The organism is Streptomyces sp. NPDC026538 (assembly GCF_055567535.1).
Window position 1 is genome coordinate 796,286 of the sequence record NZ_JBVHQG010000001.1, and the last position, 24,940, is coordinate 821,225.

Consider the following 24,940-nt stretch of genomic DNA (forward strand, 5'->3'; position numbering starts at 1 on the left):
CTAACCACTCCTGCCTGCCGTACCGCAACCGCGGCCGCCCCGTTGACCTTCACCTTTGGTGAAGCCCCAGCATCGGTGGCAGACGTCGAGGAACACGAGGTACGGCATGAAGTGGCTGACCATCGGCGCCTTCGCGAAGGCCTGCCGGCTGTCGCCGAAGGCACTGCGGCTGTACGACGAGCTGGATCTGCTGCGGCCCGCCCGGGTCGACCCGGACACCGGCTACCGGTACTACGCCGTCGAGCAGCTCGAACGCGCCCGGCTGGTGGCCTGGCTGCGGCGGCTGGGGATGCCGTTGGCGCGGATCCGCGAGGTGTGCGGACTGCCGGCCGGCCGGGCCGCTCAGGAGATCCGGGCGTACTGGGCCCGGGTCGAGGCGGAGACCGCCGTACGGGCGGACCTGGCCGCGTTCCTCGTCGACCACCTGTCGGGAGAATCGAGAAGGGAAACGACGACGATGCTGGAGTTGCGTTACGCCGCCCACTCGGACCGGGGGCATGTCCGGCCGACCAACCAGGACACCGTGTACGCGGGACACCGGCTGCTGGCCGTCGCCGACGGCTGCGGGGCGGCCGGGGCCCGGGCCAGTGCCGCCGCCGTGGACGCGCTGAAGTTCCTGGAGGACGCCGAGCTGTCGGCGGGGAACGTACTGAACCTGCTGGAGGACGCGGTGCGTTCGGCGGACGAGGCCGTGCGGGACGTGACGGCGGGGGACACGGATGCCGGTACGACACTCACCGCGCTGCTGTGGACCGGGTCCCGGCTGGCCCTGGTGCACATCGGGGACTCGCGGGCGTACCTGCTGCGGGAGGGGGAACTGTTCCGGATCACGCACGACCACAGTGTGGTGCAGTCGCTGATCGACGAGGGACGGCTGACCCCGGCGGAGGCCGCCACCCACCCCCAGCGGATGCTGCTGGCCAGGGCGCTGTCGGGGAGCGAGCCGGCGGTACCGGACCTGAAACTGCACGAGGCCCGGGACGGCGACCGGTACCTGCTGTGCTCGGACGGGCTGAGCAGGGTGGTCTCCGACGAACGGATCCGGGAGCTGCTGAGCGGGGGCGGCCCGGCGGACACGGTACGGACGCTGGTCGAGGCGGCCGACACGGCGGGCGGGGACGACAACGTGAGCGCGGTCGTCGCCGACGTCGTGCCTCGCACCCACCCACAGGTCTCGATCGGATAGGAGGCGGTCGAGGGGCGGAGTGTGGGTGGGGCGGCCCGGAGGGCGCCGGCTGGTGTAGGAAGGGTCTGTCGAGGTTCCGACCGGTGAGGAGTCGTCGCGTGTCCCTTCTGTTTCCGGCCCTGGTGGACGGTCCGGGCGAGCGCAGCGGGATGGGGGTCCCCCCGGACGAAGACCGGGGGAGGGTCGCCCTGCGCTTCGGCGCCCGGTCGCTGACGTACGGGCAGCTCGCCGCCGCCGCGGGCGCTGTCGCCGGCCGCGTCCGGGACGCCGACCGGGTCGCCGTGTGGGCGACTCCGGAGCTGGAGACCGCCGTCGCCGTCGTCGGCACCCTGCTGGCCGGCCGGGCCGCCGTGCCGCTCAACCCCAAGTCCGGTGACAAGGAACTCGCGCACATCCTCTCCGACAGCGCGCCGGCCGCGGTGCTGGCCGCCCCGGGGACCGAACTCCCCGCGGCCGTGGCCGGCCTGCCGCGTATCGACGTCGACGTGCGGGCCGTCGGCCCGGTCCCCGAGGACCGCACCACCGAGGCCGACCCCGCCCTCGTCGTCTACACCTCCGGCACCACAGGCCCGCCCAAGGGCGCCGTCCTCCCGCGCCGGGCACTCGCCGCCACCCTGGACGCGCTCGCCGACGCCTGGCAGTGGACCGGGGACGACGTCCTGGTGCACGGGCTGCCGTTGTTCCATGTGCACGGGCTGGTGCTGGGGATTCTCGGGCCGTTGCGGCGCGGTGGTTCCGTGCGGCACCTCGGGCGGTTCGACACCGAAGGCGTGACCCGCGAGCTGAACGACGGCGCCACCATGCTGTTCGGCGTCCCCACCATGTACCACCGGATCGCCGAGGCCCTGCCCGCCGACCCCGCGCTGGCGAAGGCCCTCGGCCGCGCCCGGCTGCTGGTCTCCGGGTCGGCCGCGCTGCCCGTCCACGACCACGAGCGGATCGCGGCCGCGACCGGGCGCCGGGTCGTCGAGCGGTACGGCATGACGGAGACCCTGATGAACACGAGTGTGCGCGCGGACGGGGAGGCCCGGGCGGGGACCGTCGGGGTGCCGCTGCCGGGTGTGGAGCTGCGGCTGGTGGAGGAGGACGGGACGGCGCTCGCCACGTTCGACGGGGAGACCGTCGGGGAGATCCAGGTACGCGGTGCGAACCTGTTCACCGAGTACCTCAACCGCCCCGACGCCACCGCCGCCGCCTTCACCGCCGACGGCTGGTTCCGCACCGGCGACATGGCCGTGCGCGAGCCGGACGGCTATGTGCGGATCGTCGGCCGCAAGGCCACCGACCTGATCAAGAGCGGCGGTTACAAGATCGGGGCGGGTGAGATCGAGAACGCGCTGCTGGAGTATCCGGGGGTGCGGGAGGCCGCCGTCACCGGGGAGCCGGACGCGGACCTGGGCGAGCGGATCGTCGCCTGGATCGTCCCGGTGGATCCGCAGTCCCCGCCCGGGGAGCGGGAGTTGGCGGACCATGTGGCCGGCCGGCTCGCCCCGCACAAGCGCCCGCGGGTCGTCCGCTACCTGGACGCCCTCCCCCGCAACGACATGGGGAAGATCATGAAGCGGGCCCTGGGTGTCTGACAGCCGGCCGGTCCGGCTCTCCGCCCGGCAGTTCCTCGACCTCGTCGCCGACCCCGGCACCTTCGCCGAACTCCCGCACCCGCCACGGGAGTCCCGGCCCGACGGTCCCCTCGGCTGGCAGGGGTACGACGCCTCGCGCGCCCGCGCCGCGAGGCGCACCGGCGAGGAGGAGTCCGTCGTCGTCGGCACCGCGCGCGTCGAGGGCACGGCGGCCGTGCTGATCGTGTTCGAGTTCGGGTTCCTCGGCGGCTCGCTGGGCGAGCGGACCGGGGACCGGCTGGAGGCGGCGTACACGCATGCCCGCGGGCACCGGCTCCCGGTGGTCCCGCTGGTCGCCACCGGCGGCAGCCGGATGCAGGAGGGCATGCTCGCGCTGTCCCAGCTCCAGCGGGTGGCACGGCAGTCGGCGCTCACCCGGGAGGCGGGGCTGCCGCAGATCGCCGTCCTGCGCGATCCGACGACCGGCGGTGGCTGGGCCACCCTGGGCGCCGGCGCCGACGTCGTCCTGGCGCTGCCCGGGGCACAGGTGGGCTTCGCGGGCTCCCGGGTCCGGCCGCCGGACGCGGACCCGGCGGCGTACACCGCCCACGCGCAGCTCGCGGCCGGGTCGGCGGACGCCGTGGTGCCACTGGAAGAGCTGAAGGCGGCGCTCGGGCTGTGGCTGCGGCTGCTCACCAACCCGGCCGCGGCCCCCGCCGACCCGCCGGACGCCCTGGGTGACACCGGCCTGCCCGCCACCGGATGGCAGGCCGTCCAGCGGGCCCGGTCTCCGCGACGGCCGCGTGCCCAGGCCTACTTGGACGCCTACTTCGGAGACCGCCGGGCCGCCCTCGTCGGCGACCGGTGCGGCGGCGCGGATCCGGGCGGGATGCTGTGCGGGTTCGGCGAGCGGGACGGCCGTACCGTCGCCTTCGCCGCGCAGACGGGCACGGCGACCCGGCCCGCCGGATACCGGACCGCCACCCGCCTGATACGGCTCGCCGACCGGCTCGGGATCCCCGTGCTGACCCTCGTCGACACCCCGGGCGCCGCCAACGACGCCGAGGCGGAACGGCAGGGCGCGGGGGCGGCGATCGCGGAGCTGTTCGGCGCGGTGGCCGCGGCCCGGACGCCGATCACCACCCTCGTCATCGGCGAGGGCGGCTCGGGCGGGGCACTGGCGCTGGCCGCGCCCGGCAACACCTGGGCCACGCCCGACAGTTACTTCTCTGTCATCGCCCCGGAGCTGGCGGCGGCGATCCTCAAACGGCCTCCGCAGGAGGTCGAGGCGACCGCCGGCCAGCTGCGGATCCGGCCGCAGGACCTGGTGGAGCTGGGGGTGATCCGGGGCGTCACGGGTCACCCCCGGCCCTGAGTCACCTCACTCCCACCGCCCGGACGATCTCCTGGGTGACCGAGCCGCCCCGGTCGTCGCTCGCCGAGGCCCGCAGCGAGACGTACGCGGCGTCGCGCGGCACCGCGAGCACACCGCGCCCGGCACGGGTGAGGGGCACGTTTCGCCAGGAGGCGCCGTCGTCGTACGAGACCGCGAGGCGCGGTCCGCCGAGGGTCCCGGTGCCGCTCGCTCCGGCCACGTACGAGGCGCCGATCCCGACCGGGACCCGGTGGCCGCCCCTGACGTCCCCCGCGAGGTCGGTGCCGACGTCGAAGGCGAGGTTGATCAGCGGGAGGTAGCTCCAGTGGTCGTCCGGGGTGGCCGCCGACCGGAAGGTCCACTCGGCGTGGCCCCGGGTGGCGAGCGGCCAGCTGTCGGCGTCCAGGGCGGTGTCGGTGACCACCTGGTAGGTGTGCTCGTCGGCCGGCGCGTCCCACACGTAACCCGCGGAACCGGTGCCCCGGTCGACCAGGGTGCCGTCCTGGTAGACCGAGGTCTGCTGGGTCATCCCGCTGTCCTCGCTCCACACGTCGCCGAAGCCGGTGTGGTCGGGCCCGGAGTCGCCCCAGCCGGGGGTGTTGAACTCCAGCTGGTTCCCGGCGCGTTGCTGGCCCCAGCCGAGTCCGGTGCCGAGCCAGGGATGCCACACCGGGCGGAACCAGTTCAGCGCCGGCCGTGATCCGCCGGTGTACGTCACCAGCCCGCTGCGCTCCTCCAGCGTGCCGTCGCCGACGGCCACCGACTCGTGCCAGCGCTGGCCGGGGCCGGTGGAGACGTAGTCGGTCCGCTCGGCCGGGAAGTCGATCCGCTGCTGGAAGCCGAGGCCGACCGGGAAGGCGTCGGTGATCGAGTAACGGAACTCACCGCCGCCGGCCGGCCGCGCGGCGTGGAACTTCACGTCCACGGCGGCGAGTTGACGACGGGTGGGGGCGTAGGTCAGGTCCCGGTCCGGTACCGCACCCCGGTGGCCCTCCGAAAGGTCGTACACGTAGGGCGAGTTGCGGGTGCCGGTCATGTCCACCCGGCCGGCCGCCCGCAGCCGGGCCGCGTCGGCGGCGTTGACCGTGGCTATCTGCAGCGGCCGGTCCGCGTTGTCGTCGGTGCCCCACCAGGCCATCAGCCGGCCGGGCGTGTCATCGGTGACGAACAGCGCCCTGGCGCCCGCGTCCTGCGCGGCCTGGGCGAGGGCGGCGGGGTCGGCGCCGTCATCGAGACGGGCGAGCACCGCCTTGCCCGTCACACCGGTGAAGGGGCCGTCTCCGACGTCGACGAGCGGCAGCCGGGTGCGCCCCTCGACGAGCGTCCCGCCGGACTGCACGGTCGCCTCGCCGATCCCCTTCACCGCCAGCAGCGGCTTCGCGAGGCGCCACACGGTCCGGTACTCGAAGGTGCCCCGGGAGACCTTCGCGGTCGGCGCGGCGAAGACGCTGTCGTAGGTGAGCGGCACCTGGACCGCGCCGAACAGGTCACTGCCGTCGGCGTTCCGGTCGTACTCCATGAGCAGCTGGTCGGTCTCGGTGCGCCGTTCGGTGACGGCCTTGATCTCCCGCAGCTTCCGTCCGTCCAGGGTGACTTCGCGGTCGCGGTCCAGGGTGATCCCGGGGGCCGCGAGGAAGCCGAGGCCGAGGGAGTCGTCGCCGTGGCTGCCGTGCACGTCGAGGAAGGAGGTCAGGCTGTAGGTGCCCGGCCGGAGGCGGAGCCTGAGGGTGCCGGAGTCGCCCACGCGGGCGGGCTCGGCGTCGGCTCCCTCGGCCAGCCGCTGTACGACGAGGTCGGCGGCGGTGGCGGCGCCGTCCCGGTCCTTGACGTGCACGGTGAGGGTGTACCGCTCCTCCTCCTTGACCAGCCCGAAGACGGTGTGCGCGACGGGGGTCCCGGTCCCGGCGAGTACAGCCACGATCTGCCCGCTGGTGTTGCCGACCGCCGCGCCGGCGCCGTTCCCGGTCACGGTGGTGGCGGCGGTGGAGTGCGCCGGGACGGTGAGGGTGTCGTCGGCGAGGGTCACGACGCCGTCCGGGGCGCCCTGCGCCGTCAGGTTCAGCCGCACATCGTGGTCGGAGGTGTTGGTGTAGGTGAGCGTCCTGGTCACCGGCTTGTCCGCGTCGTACGGCCAGGCGTAGAAGCCGAGGTCGGCGCTGCCGGTCGCGGTGACCTGCGCGCCCACCGCACCGGCGACGTCGACCCGCCCGGCGCCCAGCACGTAGGCGGAGGCGTCGAGCTGCTTCGACGTGGACAGCAGGACGTCCTTGAGCTGGGCGCCCGTCCAGTCGGGGTGCTCCTCGGCGAGCAGCGCGGCCGCCCCCGCGATGTGCGGGGTCGCCATCGACGTACCGCTCATGGTCGTGTAGTAGCCGCTGCCGGAGGTGAGCTGGGAGCGGGCGGCGAGAATGTCGACGCCGGGGGCCGAGAGGTCGGGCTTGAGGGCGTTGTCGCCGTACCGGGGGCCCGCGCTGGTGAAGTAGGCCGCCTGGTCGTCCGCGTCCACCGCGGCGACGGTGAGGGCCGCGTCGGCGGCGCCGGGCGAGCCGATGGAGGAGGGGGCTCCGGTGTTGCCCGCGGCGACGACGAACAGGGCGCCGGTCTCGGCGGACAGGGTGTTCAGGGCCTCGGCCATCGGGTCGGTGCCGTCGCTGGGCTCGGTCGAGCCGAGGCTCATGGAGATCACTCTGGCGTGCACGTCCCGGGCGGCCCACTCCATGCCGGCGATGATCTGGGACTCGCTGCCCGATCCCTGGTCGCTGAGCACCTTGCCGACGGCGAGGGTGGCCCCGGGCGCGACGCCCTTCTCCTTGCCGTCGGAGGCGGCTCCGCTGCCGCCGACGGTGGAGGTGGTGTGGGTGCCGTGGCCGTTGCGGTCGGCGATGTCCTCCCCGTCGATGAAGCTCCGGGTGGCGCCGGTCCGGCCGGCCAGGTCGGGGTGGGTGAGGTCGGCGCCGGTGTCGAGGACGGCGACGGTGACGCCCTTCCCCGTGTAGCCGGCGTCCCAGGCGGCGGCCGTGCCGATCTGCGCGTTGCTGTCGGCCATGGTGGCCCTGACCCGGCCGTCGAGCCAGACCTTGCCGAGGCTCCTGCGTGCCGTGAAGGTCCGCCAGAAGGTGCGCCCCCGGCCGGCGTCCACGGCGGCCCCGCGCAGACTGGGCAGCGTCCGGGTCCGCTCGGCGCCGCGTACGGCGGTGGCCCCCTTGCGGTAGGTCACGATCAGCGGCAGGGCATCGCTCCCGGCATCCGTGAGCCCCTGCCGGATCAGCCCGCTGACGTCGAACAGCCGCCGGTCCAGGGTGCCTTCACGCAGATAGGGCAGGGCTTCGTCGGGTACGACGGTGATGTCACCGTCGTCCACCTGGGTACGGACGGCACCGGTGGCGCCGGGCGGCCGCTGGACGGTGACCGTCTTCTTGCCCTGCCCCACGTCGGTGACGGTGACCTTGTCACCGGTGACCAGGGTGACGGTGGTGTCGCTCGCGGGCGAGCGGGCGGCGGTCGCGGCCGCCGTCGCTGTCGCCGCCGCCGTCGCTGTCGCTGTCGCCGTCGCTGTCGCTGTCGCCGTCGCTGTCGCTGTCGCCGTCGCCGTTGTCGGGAGCAGGCCGATCACGAGGCCCGCGGACAGCAGGGTCGTCCCACGCCCGATGGTTCGTCGTCTTCTCATCCACGCCTCTTCTCGAGGGATGCGATCAGGTGCGTCGAGTGCTGGGACGAGTGTCACGGTGCCGGTGTGGCAAGGGAGTTGGCCGGTGCTGGCGGGAAGGCGCCCGGGCGGGTTTCCGCCACGGCGCCGGGACAGGGGTGTGACGTCCGGCATCCGGCGGTGGTCACCGACCGCGATCCCCGCACGGCGCCCGCGTCCCTGCTCCGGCGCGGGCCGAAGCCGAGCGGCAGGCGCCCGGCGGGCCGGCGTTCCCCTCTTCCACGCCACTTCCAGGCCGGCGACGAACCCGGCCCGCGTCCCCTCCTCGAAGCCGCCCGCGCCCTACCGGCCGGGAAACCCCCCGTTCAGCCGCGCCCCGCCCGGCCCCCTCCCGAAGGCGCGCCGTCCGAATCCCCCGGAGGATGCGAAGCAGGCCGCCGACCGGCGGTACCACCCCGTACGGCCCGCGCACTCGGGAGGATCTGCCGTGACCGTCAGTCTGGAGCAGTTGCGCCGCTGCCATTTCGCCGTCGATCTGGGGGCTGCCCGTACCCGGGTGTACGTGAAGGGCATGGGCTTGGTCGTCGACCAGCCTTCCGTGGCCGCCGTGAACACCCGGACCGGCGCCCTGATCGCGGTCGGCGAGTTCGCGGAGAAGATGACGGGCCGGACACCCGACTACATCCGGGTCGTACGCCCCGTCTCCGGCGGTACCGTCGTCGACATCGAGATGGCCCAGCGGATGCTGCGTCACCTGCTCGGCGACAAGATCCGCCGTTCCCTGCGCCGCAAGCCACGGCTGCGTGCGGCCGCCTGCACCCCGCACGACGCCGACCCGCTTGCCCAGCGGGCGACCATCGAGACGCTGGCGGGGCTGGGGGCGCGCCGGGTGGAGCTGGTCGACACGCTGATCGCCGCCGCCGTGGGGTGCGGGATGCCGGTGGAGCGGCCCGAGGCGACCATGATCCTGGTCTGCGGGGCGGCGGCGACACAGGTCGCGGTGCTCTCCCTCGGGTCGATCGTGTGCGCCGAGCGGCTGCCCGTCGGCGGCGAGGCCGTGGACCACGCGATCGTGCAGCATCTGCGGCACGAGCACGCGCTGATGCTGCCGAGCCAGTCGGTACGGCCCCTGCAGCTCGCCCTGTCCGGGAACGGCCTCACCCCGCACGGGCCGGCCTCCACCGAGATCCACGGGCGGGACGTGGCCACCGGCCTCGCCCGCAGCGTGCGGGTCGACACCGCCGCCGTTCGTGATGCCATCCAGACGCCGCTCACGGGGGTGCTGGACGTGATCGGCAAGGTGCTGCGGGACTGCCCGCCCGACCTGGTCGCCGATCTCGCCGACCGCGGGATCATGATGGTCGGCGGCTCGGCGCTGCTCCCCGGCTTCGACCAGTTGCTGCGGCAGGCCACCGGTATGCCGGTGCACATCGCGGAACGGCCGGACGTGTGCGTCGTGCACGGCATCGGCGCGATGCTGGAGGGCCGCATCGAGCCGCTGGTACTGGGCCCGCTGGCCGCCTAGCCCTGACCGTTGGGCCGGACTTCGGCTTCCCGGTCGTACCGGGCGTCTGACCGCCGTCCCCCGGGCATCTGACCGCTGTCCCGGGCCGTCCGCCCGTCGCCCCGGCCGCCCCGCCCGCCGTCCCGGCCGGCCGCGATATTCCCATGCCGCCGCACCGGACGGGTGACACTCTGTCGGGCATGGTGACCTCCCCGCTTCTGCGACAACTCGCCCGCACCCGCCGCTTCACCCTCGGTGCGCCCGCCCGCTTCACCGTGGCGCCGGACGGGGGCCGTGTCCTGTTCCTGCGGAGCCGGGCCGGGGACGATCCGGTCGGGTGCCTGTGGTCGCTCGACCCGGCGACCGGTGCGGAGCGGCTGCTGGCCGACCCCGCCGGACTGCTCGGCGACGCGGCCGACGAGGTGCCGGAGGAGGAGCGCGTCCGGCGCGAGCGCGCCCGGCAGCCGGCCTCCGGGATCACCGACTACGCCACCGACGCGGCCGCCCGGGTGGCCGCGTTCGCGCTCTCCGGACAGCTGTGGGCGGTGGACACGGGCTCCGGCGCCGTCCGGCGGCTGCCCGCCCGGCAACCGGTGGTGGACCCGCGCCCGTCCCCGGACGGCCGGCACATCGCCTACGTCTGCCGCGGCGCGCTCCGGGTGATCGGCGCCGACGGCGGCGGCGACCGGGCGGTGGCCGCGCCCGAACCGGCGGAGAGTCCGGACGTCTTCTTCGGCCTGCCGGAGCATGTGGCGAGCGAGTCGATGGGCCGTCACCGGGCGTACTGGTGGGCACCGGACGGGGAGCGGCTGCTGGCCACCCGGGTGGACAACCGGGAGGTCGGGCTCTGGTACCTCACCGATCCGGCGGACCCCGCCAAGCCGCCGCGGACGATGCGCTATCCGCGGGTCGGTACCGCCAACGCGGACGTCACGCTCTGGATCGCCGACCTGGCGGGCCACCGCACCGAGGTCCGCTGGGACCGGGCCGGCTTCGAGTACCTGCCGGTGGCCGGCTGGGACGGGCACGGCCCGTTCGCCGCCGTCCTCAGCCGTGACCAGCGCACGCTGCAGGTGCTGGCCGTCGACCCGGCGGACGGTGCGACGAGCCTCCTGGCCGAGCGGCACGACGAGCGCTGGGTGGAGCTGCTGGTGCCCGGGGTGCCCGCGCGGACCGCCTCCGGTCTGCTGGTCGACTACCTCGACCGGGACGAGACCCGGCATCTGGGCATCGACGGCACGCCGGTCACGCCGGACGGTCTGCAACTGCACGAGGTGCTCGCGGTGGACGGCGAGACGGTGCTCTTCGTGGCCGCCGCGGAACCCACCGAGCGCCATCTGTGGAGATACGGCCCGGGCGAGGGCGTACGCCGGTTGACCGAGCAGCCGGGCGTGCACACCGGCGCGTACTGCGGCGGCACGCTGGTGCGCACGACGCGCACGCCGGACCGTCCGGGCTCGTACACCACCGTGAGCCGGCTGACCGGGGACGGGCGACCGGAGCCGGACGGCCCCGCGCCCGTCGAGATCGCCTCGCACGCCCAACGGCCGTTGCTGCACGTACGCGTCGAGTCCGCCGCCGTCGGGCCGCGCGAACTGCGCACACACCTCTTCCTGCCGTCCTGGCACCGCAGCGGTGACGCCCCGCTGCCGGTGCTGGTCGACCCCTACGGCGGCCCCGCGATGCAGAAGGTGCTGGCCGAGCAGTCCGGTCACGCCTTCGTCTCGCAGTGGTTCGCCGAACAGGGCTTCGCGGTGCTGGTGACGGACGGAGCGGGTACGCCCGGACGCGGGCCCCGCTGGGAGAAGGAGATCTTCGGCGACCTGATCGGCCCGACCCTGGACGACCAGGTGGCCGCGCTGCACGCGACGGCCGAGCGCCGCCCGGAGCTGGACCTCGGCCGGGTCGGTATCCGCGGCTGGTCGTTCGGCGGGACGCTGGCCGCCGCCGCGGTGCTGCGCCGGCCCGACGTCTTTCATGCCGCGGTGGCAGGCGCCCCGCTCACCGACCAGCGGCTCTACGACGCCTGCTGGAAGGAGCGCTTTCTCGGCCCGCCCGACCGGTACCCGGAGCACTACGAGCTGTCCTCGCTGCTTGCCGACGCTCCGAAGCTCAGCCGTCCGCTGCTGCTGGCGCACGGGCTGGCGGACGACAACGCCTTCGTGGCCAACACCCTGCAGCTGTCCCGCGCTCTGCTGGCCGCCGGGCGGCCGCACGAGGTGCTCCCGCTGAGCGGGATGACACACTCCGCGCCGGCCGACGACACGTTCGCCCGGCTGTTGGGGCACCAACTGGAGTTCCTCCGGCGGCACCTGACCGCCCGCCCCGCCGCGGTGCCCGGCCAGGATCCCGGATCGTCAATCCGTGACTGACACTCGTTCCGTGCGTGCCCGCGGTGCCGCGCACGTCCCCGATGCGGCGCACGCCCGCGGTGCCGCGCGACGGGTCCGGCCGCGCGCCCCGGCAGTCCGGGTCAAGACCTGCGCCCGGACGGTGTGTTGATCGCGCATCGATACACGGCCTAGTACGGCAGGATCCGCCCGGAAGGCGTCCTGCGGTCGATTTCCTGTCCTCGGGGAGCGGGCCGACGAACAACGCGCACGCGGATCCGACCGTCCATGACGCCCTCCTCTTGCCGAGCCCTGACCGGGCCTGCCGTCCGGTAGGAGGGCCATGCCCAGCGACCGGCACCTCCAAGCCTCATGAGCGACGCGAGTTGGCAAACCGCCTTTCCCTTTCCCCTCACCTCGTTCGACCCGTCAGACACCGCCCGGGAACTCTTGCCGTTCCCGACCGTCCGTCAGCGGCGCGCCGTGGCGGTGGAGCTGGGTTCCGTGCCCTCCGCTCGGAGCGAGCCGCGGCCGTGGCCGGGGGTGGGGGTGGGGGTGGGCCGGGGTGTGCCCCCGGCCTCGGTCGCCCGCTTGGCGTGGTGCCGGGGCACGACGTCCTGCGGGAAGGTCAGCTGGCCGTTCATCCACTTCAGGGCGGCGGGCATCTCCCGTACCCAGGTGGGGAAGTTGTGGCTGCCGTTCTCGGGGAGGATCGAGACCACCCGCATGGGCGCCCTGACGGCCCTGATGAAGGCCTCGGTCTCCGCGTAGCCCTTCTCGCCGTGCTTGCTGTTGGCGACCAGGACCGAGACCTGGGGGACGGGCAGGTGCTTCAGCCGCCACATCAGGTCGTGGCCGTCGACCCGCGCCTGGCGGCCCGGACCGCTGCCGAAGAGGTTGCCGGTGGTGGGGTCGTCCTTGACCTTGTAGTCCGGGGACAGGGCGGCGGCCGTGGTGTAGACACCCGGGTCGCGCATCGTGAGCTGGAGGGCGCAACTGCCGCCCGAGGAGTACCCCATGACCCCCCAGGAGCCGGCGTCGTGGCCGGCCCGGTAGCCGGACCTGATCGCCTCCGGCAGGTCCTTGGCCAGGAACGTCTCGGTCTGCGGTCCGCCGGGGACGTCCACGCACTCGGTGTCGCGCGGCGGGGCGATCGTGGGCCGGATCATCACCATGATCGTCGGCTGCATCTGGCCCTTGCCCTGCAGCTCCCCGGCGGTCTGCGAGACCCGCAGATGCTGGGCGAGGTTGAAGATGCTGCCCGGGTAGCCGCTGAGCGCGACGATCACCGGGAACCGCATCCGGTGGTACGCCTTCTGGAAGTACTGCGGCGGCAGGTAGACGAAGGCCGGGTCGACCACGCCGGTGCGCCTGCCGACGATCTTGACGGACTCCACCCGTCCGACGGCCGCGGCCGGCCCGTCCGGCAGCCCGCTGACCCGGTTCAACTGCTGGTCGCCCGCGGGCTGGACGAGCGCGCCGTGGACATTGCTTATGCCGTTCACCGAGCCGTCGCCGGTGCCGCCGGCCGCCTGTGTGACGCCGACGGGAGCGGTGTCGACGTCGCCGAACAGTTCATCCCAGGAACCGAAGAACTGGTACGACGAGTTCACCGCGCACGCGAACGCCGCGACGATCGTCACCTGGGTGACGCCGACCGCCGCCAGCCGCCCCAGCACCTGCCACAGCCCCGGCCTGGCGAAGCGCGGCCACAGCCAGACCAGCAGCGCCACGCACAGGGCGGCGAGTGCCACCGTCGCGTATACGGTCGTTCGACTGGTCAAACCCATGTCGTTCAGTCCCTGACTTCCCTGCCCGTGCGTATGTCCTACGCAAAGGAGGAGGGCGGAAGAGCCTTTCCCGTTCCGTAACGAGGGATTCAGGCAAAAGACATTGCCTGTTCCTTTATGTCGCATGGTGATCGATGTCATTGACAAGCCGATCACCGGCGGTTGTCATGAACACATGTTTCCGACCGGGCGCCGTGCGCTGCTCGACGCCGCCCGAGTCCAGGCGGCGGCACGCCCCGGAGTGCTCCTCCACGGACCCGCCGGCATCGGCAAGTCCACGCTCGTGACGGCGCTCGCCGCGGCCCTGGCCGCCGACGCCCCGGCCGGCACCGTACTGCACTGCGCGCCCGCCGAGGAGGAGACCCGGCTCCCCTTCGCGGGTCTGGTCGGCCTGTTCGCACGGGTCCCGGAGAGCTGCCTGGAGCCCCTGCCGCCCGAGCCCCGGACGGCGCTGCGGGCGGCCCTGTTGCGCGGCCCGGAACCGGCCGACGACCGGGGCCGTCTCGCGGTGCGCGTCGCCGTCCTCGACGCGTTGCGCGCCCTGGCCGCCGCCGGCCCCGTCCTGCTGGTCGTCGACGGTCTGCAGTGGCTGGACGAGCCGACCGCCGAGGTCCTCGCCTTCGCCGTACGCCGTCTCGAAGGTCCCGGCATCCGGATGCTCGCCACCGAGCGGGTGGCCGACGGCGGACAGCCCGAACGGCTGCGCTGCTGCCCGCCCGGTACCGTCGAACTCCCCGTGCCGCCCCTGACGGACGGCGAGACGGCCCGCCTCGTCCGCGCCGACCTCGGCGTCGACCTGCCCCCGGCCCTGCTGCGGGCCGTCCAGGAAACCGCGGCCGGAAACCCCTCGTACGCACAGGAGTTGGGCCGGGCCGCCCGGCACACCCCGGCGCCGCTCGGCTTCGGCACGCCCCCGCCCGTGCCCCCCAGGCTGCGGAACCTCCTTCTGGAACAGGTCCGTTCGCTGCCGGAGACGGTGCGGCACACCCTTCTCGTCGCGAGCGCCGCCGCCCGCCCCACCCTGACCCTGCTGCGTACCGCGGGAATCCCCGACCCCGCCGCGGACCTCGCGGAGGCCGAACGGCTCGGCATCGCGACGGCCGACGCCGAGGGGATCGTACGGTTCCGGCACCCCGTACTGCGGGCGGCCGTGCACGCCGACGCCCCCGAGCACGGCCGGCGGCAGGCACACGCCCGGCTGGCCCACGCGGCGGCCGAGCCGGTGCAGCGGGCCCGCCACCTCGCGCTCGCCCACCCGTACGAGGACGAGGCCACCGCCCGCACCCTGATGTCCGCGGCCGGGTCCGCCCGCGCCGACGGCTCCCCCGGCGCCGCCTTCGAACTGGCCGCCCTCGCCGCCCGCCGCACCCCCGCCGACCGCCCGGCGGAACATGCCGAACGGCTGCTGGCCGCGGCCGAGTACGCGTGCGACGCCGGACGGCCCGAGGAGGCGGGCGAGGCCGCCGGCGCCGTCCTCGCCCGGTCGGGCTCCGCGGCCCAGCGGGTGCGGGCCCGCCTGGTCCTGCTGCTCGGCGCCGGGCAGGCACTGGAGAGCGCCGGGGACCTGATCGCGGAAGGCCTCCAGGACGCGGCCGGCGACCCGCGCTCGGAGGCCCGGCTGCACCACTGGGCCGCCGTACGGGGGCTGCTGTGCGGGGAGTTGACGGAGGCGGCCCGGCAGGCCCGGCGGGCGGCGCGACAGGCGGCCGCGGCCGGCGACACGGAGACCAGGATCGGGGCGCTCGCCACCCTCGCCCGGGTGCGGTCCCTGGCCGGGGAGCCGGTCGCCGCCGACGCCGCGCTCAAGGAGGCGCTCGCCCTGGTCGGCGGCGCGGACGGCGGCCCGGAGAGCCGGCGGCTGATCCGGATGCGGGCGATCCTCGCCCTGGACTCCGACCAGGTGACCGAGGCCCGTGACCAGGTCGTCCGGCTCCTCGCGGAGAACGGCGGCTCGGCCGGGGCCGAGGAGATGGTGGCGACCCTGGTGGCGCTGACCCGCATCCAGGTCCGCGCCGGGCACTGCCGGGAGGCGCTGCGCACCGCGGCCCGCTGCTCGCGCGCCATGGCCCAGGCGGCCCCCGCGCTGTACGCGGCGGCCCTCGCCGCGACCACCGGCGGCGCCGCCGACGAGGCCCGGCGGCTGGCCGCGCGGGCCGTCCAGGCCTCGGAGGCCGACGGCGACCGGCTGTTCCTGCTGCGCGCGCTGGCGGTGCTCGGGCAGGCCGAACTGCTCGGCGGCGATCCGCGCGGGGCGGCGGCCGCGGTCGAGGCGCTGGAGCGCGTCAAGGAGCTGGGCGAGGCCATGTGCGCCGCCGACCCGCCCCTGCTGCACTGGTACGCGGACCTGGCCGAGGCGCTGGTCGTCCTCGGCGAGACGGACGCGGCCGGCGCCGTGCTCCACGACGCCCACGCACGGCTGCCGGACGCGGCACCCGGCAGCGTACTGGCGGCGCTGGAGCGGGCGGCGGGCCTGCGCGAGGCGGGCCTGGGCCGGGCGAAGGAGGGGGCGGTACGGCTGCGCGGCGCCGTCGAACGCCTCCGTCACCTCCCGCTCCCCGTCGAGCTGGTACGCACCCTGATCGCGCTCGGCGCGGTCGAGCGCCGGGCCCGCCGCCGCAACGCGGCCCGCGAGGCGCTCGCCGAGGCCCTGGAGACGGCGACCCGGATCGGCGCGGCCCCGCTCGCGTCCCGGGCCCGGGACGAGCTCGCCCGGCTGGCGGCCGGGGAGCGCGGTGGCGAGGCGGGCGCCGGCGGGCCCGAACTCACGCCCGCGGAGGCCAGGATCGCCGAACTGGTCGGGGGCGGGGCGACCAACAGGGAGGTCGCCGCGGAGCTGTTCATCAGCGTCAAGACGGTGGAAGGGGCGCTGTCACGGGTCTACCGCAAGTTCGGCGTCCGCTCGCGCACCGCGCTGGCGCACGCGATGGCGGTCGCCGTCCTCGCGTCCGGAGCAGCGGTGGAAGCCATCGACGACGACCAACCCGGGCCTCCGGCACCGAGTATGACGATCAGTCAGCCCGTCCGTCTGCGTGTCCCCCGCACCCTCGACACCCGCAATTAACACGCAACGCAAGGGTTAACCCGCTTATGGGGGCAGGGCCGCAGTTCCTACGGTGATCCCGTTCCGCTCGCGGGATTCCGCTTACGGGGCACACTCCCCACCCCCCACCCCCCCTCCGGAGGACTTCGGTGAAGTCACGCCTGAAACTGCTCGGTCTGGTCGCCGCGCCGGCCCTGGTCACGGCGGTCGTCCCCGCCGCCTACGCGTCCGACGCGCCGCACACGGCCCGCGCCGCCGTCGCCGGGGACGTCCTGCCCGGCCTCAAGCACAACGCGTCCCGCACCGGCAAGGTCGCCGCCGGCAAGCGGATATCGGTGGCGATCAGCCTGACTCCGCGCGGCGGTAAGGCCCTTGACACCTTCGTGGCCGCGGTCAGCGACCCGCACTCGGCTTCGTACGGCCACTACCTGACGAAGCGGCAGTTCGCGGCCCGGTTCGGCCGGACCGACGCCGAGGTGAAGAAGCTCCGGGACTACCTGCGCTCGCAGGGGGTCACCGTCGGCAAGGTGCACTCGGGCAACCTGCTGGTCGACGCCAGCGGCACCGCCGCCCAGCTGCAGAAGGCCTTCGGGACCGAGCTGTCGACCTGGAAGGACGCCGCCTCGGGCCGCTCCTTCTACGCCAACGACAGCGCGCCGACGCTGCCGTCCTCCCTCGCCTCCCTGGTCAGCGACGTGGCCGGCCTCAACAACCGCGTCCAGCTGCACCACCAGGCGACCCCGCACACCGTCTCCCCGCACAACGGCCCCGGCGGCGGCTACACCCCGGCCCAGCTCAAGGGCGGCTACAACGTCTCCAGCACGTACACCGGCAGCGGCCAGAAGATCGCGCTGCTCGAGTTCGACGGCTTCCAGCAGTCCAACATCACCAAGTACGACACCAACTACAGCCTGGGTTCGCCGACCCCGACCGTGTCCAAGGTGGACGGCGGCTCCGGTTCGCTCGGCGACGGCCAGGTCGAGGTCGAGCTGGACATCGAGGTCCTGCACGCGATCGCCCCGAAGGCGAACGTGACCGTGTTCGAGGGCCCCAACTCCGACGCGGGCGAGGTCGACACCTACCAGGCCATCGTCGACAGCGGCATCCCCACCACCTCGATCAGCTGGGGCGCCGCCGAGAGCGCCCGCACCACCTCCAACATCAACGCCGTGGACGCCGTCTTCAAGGCGGGCGCCGCCGAGGGCCTCGGCTTCTACGCGGCCTCCGGTGACGACGGCTCCGACGACGCGGGCGACGGCGGCACCTCCGTCGACTACCCGGCCAGTGACCCGTACGTCACGGGCGTCGGCGGCACCAAGCTGACCGTCACCTCCGCCAACGCCTTCAGCAAGGAGGTGGCCTGGTCGGGCGGCGGTGGCGGCAAGTCCTCCGTCTTCAAGATCCCGAGCTGGCAGACGGCCGTCCAGAAGAGCGCGGGCGGCGGCTACCGCCAGGTCCCGGACGTCTCGGCGCACGCCAACCCCAGCCCCGGCGTCTCCATCTACTCGCAGGGTTCCTGGTCCTCGGTCGGCGGCACCAGCGCGGCGGCCCCCGAGTGGGCGGCGTTCGCGGCCCTCTACAACCAGCGGGCCGCGGCGGCCGGCAAGGCCAACCTCGGCTTCGCCAACCCCGCCCTCTACGCGGCGAGCGGCACCGGCTTCCACGACATCACCAGCGGCAGCAACGGCGCCTACTCGGCGGCCTCCGGCTGGGACTTCACCACCGGCTGGGGCTCGTACAACGCCTCGACCCTGGCCACGAAGCTCCTCGGCTGACCCCACCTCCCGCACCGCCGGACGCGTCCGGCCCGGCCCCGAGTCCTGCCTTCGGACCCGGGGCCGGGCCTTTCGGGTGCGCCGGGCCTCTCGACCCCGCGGGTCGGCGGCGGGTGGTCACCTGACGTCGACGAAGTCGCCCGCGGCGGTGGCGGGGCCCGTGGTGGCGGTGCCGGGGAAGAGGAAGCGGAAGTAGCCGTCCGCCTTCGCCGTGGTGGTGGTCCTCAGCGTGCCGCCGCTGCCGCTGGTGACGGTCTTCAGGGTGGTGTACGTGGAGCCGCCCTTCTTGCGGAACTGCAGCCGTACCGGCTGCCCCTGGTAGCCGGTGTAGCCGCCGCTCTCCCAGTCGGCGCGGGTGAGCCTGCCGGTGACCGTGACGGTCCTGCCCTTCCTCACCGGCTCGGGCGAGGCGTTGACGGTCACCTTGGCCAGCCGCTGGACCCGGGCCGTGCCGACGACGTCGGTCTCCGTCCAGTCGTCGCCGGTGTCCTGCGCCGCGGCGAGCACCTTCCAGGTGCCGGCCAGGCCGTTGTGGCCGAAGTCCCGTGCGGCGTCGACGCCGAAGCTCACCTCGCAGGTGACGGTGGTGCGGTCGGCGGAGGCCGCGGTGCACGAACCCGCCGGCGGGTACAGCGGCAGGATGCCGTCGGCGTCGTCGGTGTTCGGACCGTGCCACAGGTAGGCCCAGGACGCGGCGACGCCGTCCGGGTCCTCGGCCGTCCAGCTGATCGTCACGGTCTTCCTGGTGGTCAGGCCGAGTACGACGTCCTTGCCGCCGTTGACGACGACGTCCGAGAACGTGGTGCCGCCGGACGCGGCCCGGTCCGCGGCCCGGGCGGTTGCCGGAACCACCGACGCGGAGGAGCAGGCGGCAAGGGACAACAGGACGACGACCGCGCGCATACGCATGGCTTTCCCCCCTCGGGATCGGCGGTCCCACCGGCTCCGCACGGCGGGGCCTGATGGCGGGTCATGCCGACTAGACACGTGAGGGCCGGTCGCGGTTGCCCCCTTTCCCCGGTCCGGCCGCGGTGGAACCGCGGTGTCCGCCCCGGGAGCCCCGTCCGGGCCGCCGTGTCCCACGCGCATCCCAGCGGTGATCCGTCCCCGCAGATCACAGGCGTGCCACTGTCCCGGCGTCCCGGCCGGGGAGAAGCCGGTCCGCTCCGGCACGAGCCCTGCCAGCCTGATCCGGGCCGGGACCTCCCGGCCACCAACCTGAGGGGGAACACCAGATGGGACAGAGGACGCTTCTGCGGGGTCTGACCCTCGCCGTGGCAGCGGTCCTGCCCCTGTACGGGCCGACGGCGGTACAGGCGGCGCAGTCCGCCGCGGCCGCCGCGGTCGCGGTCTGCGGGCACACGAGCGCACAACCCACGCTGCAGCGGGGATCGACGGGGGACCCGGCGGTCGAGGCTCAGTGCGAGCTCAATCTGGCGACGAAGCCGAGCCGGTACACGCCGATCGCGGCGGACGGCTCGTTCGGGCCGGCGACGGAGACGCGGGTCAAGGAGTTCCAGCGGTGCGCCGGGCTGGACGCGGACGGAGTGCTCGGCCCGCAGACCTGGGCGGCGCTGAACGCCTGGGCCGCCCAGCCGCACACCTGCGGGACCCAGGGCACGTCGAGCACGGCGCAGACGGCCGTGTGCGGCCACACCGACACGCGGCCGACCCTGCAGAAGGGCGCGAAGGGCACCGAGGTCGAGGAGGTGCAGTGCCGGCTGAACCTGGCCATGGAGCCCTTCCACTACCCGCCGCTGACGATCGACGGCGACTTCGGGGGCGGTACCGAGGGCCGGGTCATCGAATTCCAGCACTGCGCCAACCTGAGCGCCGACGGTGTGGTCGGCCCCAACACCTGGGCGAAGCTGGTGGACTGGGCCGGCCGCAACACGTACTGCACGCCGCCGCGCCCCGCCGGTTACCCGATCGACGGACTGGACACCGCCAAGTACCAGCACCCCGGCGGCGCGCCGATCGACTGGAAGGCCGTGAAGGCCTCGGGTGTCGAGTTCGCGACGGTCAAGGCCACCCGGGGCCTGAACGTCACCGACGAATACCTCGCCACCGACCTGCCGGCGGCCAGGGCGGCGGGACTGGCCGTCGCCCCCTATCACTTCTACACGGGCACCGCGGCCGACACCGGTGCCGCACAGGCCGACCGGTTCATCGCCGCCGTGCGGGCCACCGGCTACACCGGGCAGCGGGCGGGCGACCTGCCGCCGGTGTTCGACCTGGAGCGCATGGACGACGGCACCGGACGCTGCCCCACCTACGGCACGGTGGCCGACGCCAAGGCCTGGCTCGACAAGGTGGAGGCGGCCTTCGGCCGCACCCCGATCATCTACACGCAGAAGTCCTTCCTGGACGACTGCCTGGGTTCGACCACCGCCTTCGCCCGGTATCCGCTGCAACTCGCGGACTACCGCCAGTCGATCACCCAGCCGCCGGTGCCGAACGGCTCGGCGACCTGGGCGATGTGGCAGTACACCGACGCCGCGCTGTTCCCGGGCATCAAGGCACCGGCGACCGCGGACGTGTTCAAGGGCACCCAGGCCGACCTCGACCGGCTGGCCAACCGCTGATCCCGGCCGTACCGCCGTACCAAGGAGGACCCCCATGACCACCCGGTTCGCCCGCGCGTCCCTCGTCGCGCTGCTCTTCACCCTGGGCCTCACCGCTCCCGCACCCGCGGCCTCGGCCGCCACCGCCACCGCCACCGCCACGAGTTGCTACGGCGGGGCCGTCACCGTGCGCTACGGGGACGTGCTCGACTTCGGCCCCTACTGGACCACCAGCCGCTGCGTCGACATCAACATGCGGGTCACCGGCGGAACCGCGGACTACGTGAACGCCTGCGTGAAGTTCGCGAAGACCGGCGTCTGCAACCGCTGGACCAAGGTCGGCCGCAGCTGGACGACCATCGCCACCGACGTCCTGGACGGCACCAAGTTCACGGTGCCCAACGGCGTGCCCCTGGAGGGCGACGACGCCGTCATGCAGATCGCCTTCTGACCCCTGCCCTCTCCCCTCACACGGAACGGAGACCACCATGATCCGGAGCAGGATCCTGCCCGCGGCTCTGATCACCGCGGCCGCCCTGCTGGGAGTGGGCGTCGCGCCCGCCTCCGCACAGTCCACGGCCGCCGCGGTCAGCTGCTACGGCGGCGCGAAGACCCTGACGTACCACTACCAGGCGGCTGCCAAGGAGTACGGCACCTACACCACGTCCTCGCGGTGCAACGACATCAACATGCGGCTCATCACGGACGCGCCGGGCGTGTACCTGGACGCCTGCGTGGTGTTCACCGACCACACCACCAAGTGCAACAACGGCGACGCGTACACCACCCACGGTACCGAGTGGGGGACCGTCGCCACGGACGTCCTGGACGGCACCCACTTCATCCTGCGCGTGCACGCCTACGACATCGACGCACAGAACGTGACCTTCCAGATCGCCTACTGACCCTCTTCCTCCCGAAAGGACGACCATGACTTCCTCCTTCCGTCCCATCGACCGCCGCACCATGCTGCGCGGCACGCTGGCCGCCGGTGCCGGTGTCGCCTTCGGCCAGCTGCTCTTCTCGGGCGTCGCGCAGGCCTATTCGTGGTCGCGCACACTGACCCAGGGCGCGACGGGTGCCGACGTGACCGAACTGCAGATCCGGATCGCGGGCTGGGCGGCGGACAGCGCCAGCCAGAGCCGGGTCGGCATAGACGGGGACTTCGGCCCCGGTACGGCGGCTGCGGTACGCCGGTTCCAGGCGGCGTACGGCCTCAGCGCCGATGCCGAGGTCGGTCCCAACACCCAGGCGAAGCTCAACTCGCTGGAGCAGTCGGACGGTTCCACGCTCCACTTCAACTGGAGCGAGTTCTACAACCAGACGGACGGCACCTTCAACGGCGGCAAGCTGAGCGCGTCGCAGGTGAAGGAGAACGTCCGGCGCTGCATGTACAAGCTGGAGGCGCTGCGCAAGAAGCTGGGCGACAAGCCGATCACGGTCAACTCCGGCTTCCGCAGCATCGCGCACAACGCCGAGATCGGCGGGGCCAGCGACAGCATGCACCTGTACGGCACGGCCGCCGACCTCGACGTGCCCGGCGTGGCCACCAAGACCGTCTACCAGAAGGCGGAGACCTGCGGGTTCTCCGGCCTGGAGACGTACACCGTCGACCACCAGCACGTCGACAGCAGGGCCGACCTGGGCCGCGCGTGGTGGTGGGAGAACGGCACCGTCTGACGCCGCTCCCGGGGGAGCGGAGCTCCGGGTACCGCCGCTTCGGTACCCGGAGCTCCGGGCTTCGGCGCCTCAGCGCTTGGTCTTCGGCATGCTCTTCGGCGTGTTCTTCGGCGTGTTCTTCAGTGCCGCCTCGCAGGAGGGCCAGTCGTGGAAGTCGTGCCGGACGCTCCACAGACGGTGGGCGGCCCTGATGTTCCAGTCCGGGTCGAACGCCCGCAGCGGGGTGCCGTGGAGCTCCTGCAGGCGGGCGTCGGAGATCTGGAACACGCCCCAGTTGCGGCTGCCGTTGGTGTTGGGCAGTACGTACAGCGGGTCGAGGAACGACGCGCAGCGGGCGACGGCGACGGCGGTGTCGGGATCCTCGACGAACACCTCGCGGATCCGCTGCGCCACCTTCGCCGGCGGCCAGGTCGTCATGCTCACCTTCTGCCCGTAGAGCGCCTCCTTGGTGGCGTCGTCGACCACGTTGGTGGCCGGCAGGCCCGCCAGCACCTGGAACGCGGTCAGCCTGCGCAGGGTCTCCGGCCCGAAGTCCCCGTCGACGGCGAGCGTGCCTTTCGCCCGCGTCAACAGGGTCTGGACCTCGCGTACGCACTCGTCGTGCTGTCCCATGCTCACCGACTTGCACGCGGGCGAGTACAGCAGCGCGCCGCCGGTCGCCGGCGCGTCGCCGGCGGAGCTTCCGACGGGCAGCCACACGAAGCCGGCCACCAGCACCACCGCGACCACGGCGGCCAGGATCGCGGAACGCGAGGACAGCCTTTCGGGCAACCGGGACCGCCGCGGCTTCGCGGTCTCCTCGGGGATGATCTCCGACGGGGTGACATCACCGGGTGCGGGGCCCGTCAGCACGGGCACGGCGGGCTCGGCCACCTCCGCCTCGGCCCGCGGTTCCGGTTCCGGGTTCTCCTTGGCGGTCGCGGGCGCCACGTCCCGGTCGGTGTCCGCCAGCGCCCACAGCCGGTGCAGTTCGCGGAGCTCCTCCGCACTGGCGCCGCACACCTTGGCGAAGGCGTGCACGACCCGGTAGTCCGTCGGGACGCTGAGCCCGGAGCAGTACCGGTGCAGGCTGGAACCACTGACGCCCGCCTCCTTGCCGAGGCGGTCGTAACCCCGGCCGCTGCGGTCCTTCAGCATCCGCAGGTGGGCGGCGAACTTGTCGGTCTGCGGAGAGGCAACCACACGTCCCCCCTTGCTCAAGCCTCTACTGACGGGTAGAAGCTACACCGCAGGAATGGAGCGCGTACGTTCTTTCGATATCGCCATACGACCGTCAACGACCGTTCTTACGAGGGTATTTGACGACGAGTCAATAAGAGGACGCAGCACGTCGGGGAAAGCACCAGGACGCCACCCCTACCGGCCCTACCGACTCCGGCCTAGGGCATGAGGACGATCTTGCCGTGGGTGTGGCGGCGTTCGAGCTCGGTGTAGGCCTCGCGTACCAGCGCCAGCGGGTAGACGTTCGCGATCGGCACCTCGAGGTGTCCGTCGGCGATCAGGCCGGCGAGCTCGGCGAGCACCTTGGCGCCCGGCCCGGCCGCGCTCCCCCCGTCAGTCTTCACTCCGTACTTCCTCGCAGCCGCGAAGTCGGCGATGGTGTCGATCCGTTCGGCCGGGACGCCGAGGTCGAGGGCCAGCTCGAAGTTCACGGACGGTCACCGGATATGTCTCGGTTCCGCGTTCGACGTCGCCGACACCGGCGGCCGCCAGGTTGCGATGCCAGTCCTGCCGGCCGGAGCCGAGATGACCGTCACCTTGCCCGCCGCCGCGCGATCCAGGGCAGCGACGAGATCGTCCCGGTCGATCAGCCGGGGAGCTGCTGGAGGCACCGTCCAAGGACCGCCTTGCTATCCGCGCCCGACACCCTGGCGCCGGTCGCCCAGCCCCGGCTCCTTTCCCGTCCTGAACAGGCTAGCGCGCCTGCTGACCACCACGCGTGGACGCCGGGTCAGGCGGCGTCACGCCGACGCGGCCTCGCCGTCACCGGGATCCGGTGCCGGCATCTCCACCGACCGGCGGTCCGGCGGTCGGGCTGGCCAATGCCTGCGGGCCGAGGCCGAGAATCCCCGGAAGGGGGATTCTCGGCCTCGGCCCGGTCGCCGCGGCGCAGATTCCAGCGACAGCCGCCGAAGGCGCTGCTCAGCCCGCCTGTCCCTGCTCCGTTCCGGTCGTCGGCGCAACCACCCGGAGGTTCGCATCGGGCTGTACCCAGGACAGGTCCGCGCCTTCGAGATCGACGACGGCGTGCCAGCCGGGGGACAGTTCGGAGAACTCTCCGAACGGCGGCCGGTGCATCCGGACCACCCGGGCCGGGGGCGCCCCGACATCCACTGGGCCGTCCACCGGAAGCACCGAATCGCCGGGGAAGACACTCCGCCCCACACTGACGCAGCGGGCGTGACAGACCACCCTGTTCGCCGAGGGCCGCTCGTACACGATCTCGACTTGCAGCAGGCCGACGGGCTCGGTACCGCTCATTGCGAGGATG

17 protein-coding genes are annotated in these 24,940 nt (G+C 73.5%); 11 read left to right on the forward strand and 6 right to left on the reverse strand.

Features of this window, described 5'->3' with window-relative positions:
* Positions 1–106: 106 nt before the first annotated feature.
* The 3 genes from ACZ4N4_RS03695 (at position 107) to ACZ4N4_RS03705 (ending at position 4,120) form a co-directional block, all read left to right on the forward strand.
* Positions 107–1,186: a MerR family transcriptional regulator gene (locus tag ACZ4N4_RS03695; RefSeq protein WP_467584011.1), complete on the forward strand. Its 1,080-nt coding sequence runs from the start codon at positions 107–109 to the stop codon at positions 1,184–1,186.
* 98 nt (positions 1,187–1,284) lie between these two features.
* Entirely contained in the window at positions 1,285–2,766 is a 1,482-nt protein-coding gene (locus ACZ4N4_RS03700; protein ID WP_467584014.1) for an acyl-CoA synthetase, read from the forward strand.
* Positions 2,759–4,120, forward strand: coding sequence for a carboxyl transferase domain-containing protein (locus ACZ4N4_RS03705; RefSeq protein ID WP_467584017.1), 1,362 nt, complete (start codon positions 2,759–2,761; stop codon positions 4,118–4,120). Before ACZ4N4_RS03700 ends, ACZ4N4_RS03705 begins: the two co-directional genes overlap by 8 nt.
* A gap of 1 nt (position 4,121) precedes the next feature.
* Here the strand turns inward: ACZ4N4_RS03705 and ACZ4N4_RS03710 are convergent, their stop codons facing one another.
* A complete protein-coding gene (locus tag ACZ4N4_RS03710; RefSeq protein ID WP_467584019.1) occupies positions 4,122–7,787 on the reverse strand; it encodes a S8 family serine peptidase in 3,666 nt (1,221 codons plus the stop codon).
* Between the two features lie 466 nt (positions 7,788–8,253).
* On the opposite strand from ACZ4N4_RS03710, the gene ACZ4N4_RS03715 reads away from it, so the two are divergent.
* Both ACZ4N4_RS03715 and ACZ4N4_RS03720 read left to right on the forward strand, forming a co-directional pair.
* Positions 8,254–9,291 carry a rod shape-determining protein gene (locus ACZ4N4_RS03715; RefSeq protein ID WP_467584022.1) on the forward strand — a complete coding sequence of 346 codons (1,038 nt, stop codon included), beginning with the start codon at positions 8,254–8,256 and terminating at the stop codon, positions 9,289–9,291.
* Positions 9,292–9,470: 179 nt separating this feature from the next.
* A complete protein-coding gene (locus tag ACZ4N4_RS03720) occupies positions 9,471–11,642 on the forward strand; it encodes a S9 family peptidase (RefSeq protein WP_467584025.1) in 2,172 nt (723 codons plus the stop codon).
* 428 nt (positions 11,643–12,070) lie between these two features.
* On the opposite strand, the gene ACZ4N4_RS03725 is transcribed toward ACZ4N4_RS03720, so the two are convergent.
* A complete protein-coding gene (locus ACZ4N4_RS03725; protein ID WP_467584028.1) occupies positions 12,071–13,390 on the reverse strand; it encodes an alpha/beta hydrolase in 1,320 nt (439 codons plus the stop codon).
* A gap of 175 nt (positions 13,391–13,565) precedes the next feature.
* On the opposite strand from ACZ4N4_RS03725, the gene ACZ4N4_RS03730 reads away from it, so the two are divergent.
* Positions 13,566–16,451, forward strand: a complete 2,886-nt coding sequence (locus tag ACZ4N4_RS03730) for a helix-turn-helix transcriptional regulator (protein ID WP_467584031.1) — start codon at positions 13,566–13,568, stop codon at positions 16,449–16,451.
* 128 nt (positions 16,452–16,579) lie between these two features.
* Entirely contained in the window at positions 16,580–18,205 is a 1,626-nt protein-coding gene (locus ACZ4N4_RS03735; RefSeq protein ID WP_467584034.1) for a S53 family peptidase, read from the forward strand.
* A 117-nt stretch (positions 18,206–18,322) separates the two neighbouring features.
* Here ACZ4N4_RS03735 and ACZ4N4_RS03740 read toward each other — a convergent pair whose 3' ends face one another.
* Complete coding sequence (locus ACZ4N4_RS03740) at positions 18,323–19,114, reverse strand: hypothetical protein (protein ID WP_467584037.1); 792 nt, start codon at positions 19,112–19,114, stop codon at positions 18,323–18,325.
* A 326-nt stretch (positions 19,115–19,440) separates the two neighbouring features.
* Between ACZ4N4_RS03740 and ACZ4N4_RS03745 the strand changes: the two genes are divergently transcribed.
* Genes ACZ4N4_RS03745 through ACZ4N4_RS03760 form a run of 4 tightly spaced genes read left to right on the forward strand, consistent with a single transcriptional unit; the run spans position 19,441 to position 22,449 of the window.
* A complete protein-coding gene (locus ACZ4N4_RS03745; protein WP_467584040.1) occupies positions 19,441–20,790 on the forward strand; it encodes a GH25 family lysozyme in 1,350 nt (449 codons plus the stop codon).
* Between the two features lie 34 nt (positions 20,791–20,824).
* On the forward strand, positions 20,825–21,220 hold the full coding sequence (locus ACZ4N4_RS03750) for a hypothetical protein (protein WP_467584043.1): 396 nt from the start codon (positions 20,825–20,827) through the stop codon (positions 21,218–21,220).
* 37 nt (positions 21,221–21,257) lie between these two features.
* A complete protein-coding gene (locus ACZ4N4_RS03755) occupies positions 21,258–21,674 on the forward strand; it encodes a hypothetical protein (protein ID WP_453573061.1) in 417 nt (138 codons plus the stop codon).
* A gap of 25 nt (positions 21,675–21,699) precedes the next feature.
* Complete coding sequence (locus ACZ4N4_RS03760; protein ID WP_453573058.1) at positions 21,700–22,449, forward strand: D-Ala-D-Ala carboxypeptidase family metallohydrolase; 750 nt, start codon at positions 21,700–21,702, stop codon at positions 22,447–22,449.
* A 69-nt stretch (positions 22,450–22,518) separates the two neighbouring features.
* Here the strand turns inward: ACZ4N4_RS03760 and ACZ4N4_RS03765 are convergent, their stop codons facing one another.
* From ACZ4N4_RS03765 to ACZ4N4_RS03775, 3 genes are all read right to left on the reverse strand, one after another.
* On the reverse strand, positions 22,519–23,631 hold the full coding sequence (locus ACZ4N4_RS03765; RefSeq protein WP_467584046.1) for a helix-turn-helix domain-containing protein: 1,113 nt from the start codon (positions 23,629–23,631) through the stop codon (positions 22,519–22,521).
* A 197-nt stretch (positions 23,632–23,828) separates the two neighbouring features.
* Positions 23,829–24,101: a zinc-binding dehydrogenase gene (locus ACZ4N4_RS03770; RefSeq protein WP_467584049.1), complete on the reverse strand. Its 273-nt coding sequence runs from the start codon at positions 24,099–24,101 to the stop codon at positions 23,829–23,831.
* Between the two features lie 490 nt (positions 24,102–24,591).
* Positions 24,592–24,930, reverse strand: coding sequence for a hypothetical protein (locus ACZ4N4_RS03775; RefSeq protein ID WP_467584051.1), 339 nt, complete (start codon positions 24,928–24,930; stop codon positions 24,592–24,594).
* Positions 24,931–24,940 lie beyond the last annotated feature (10 nt).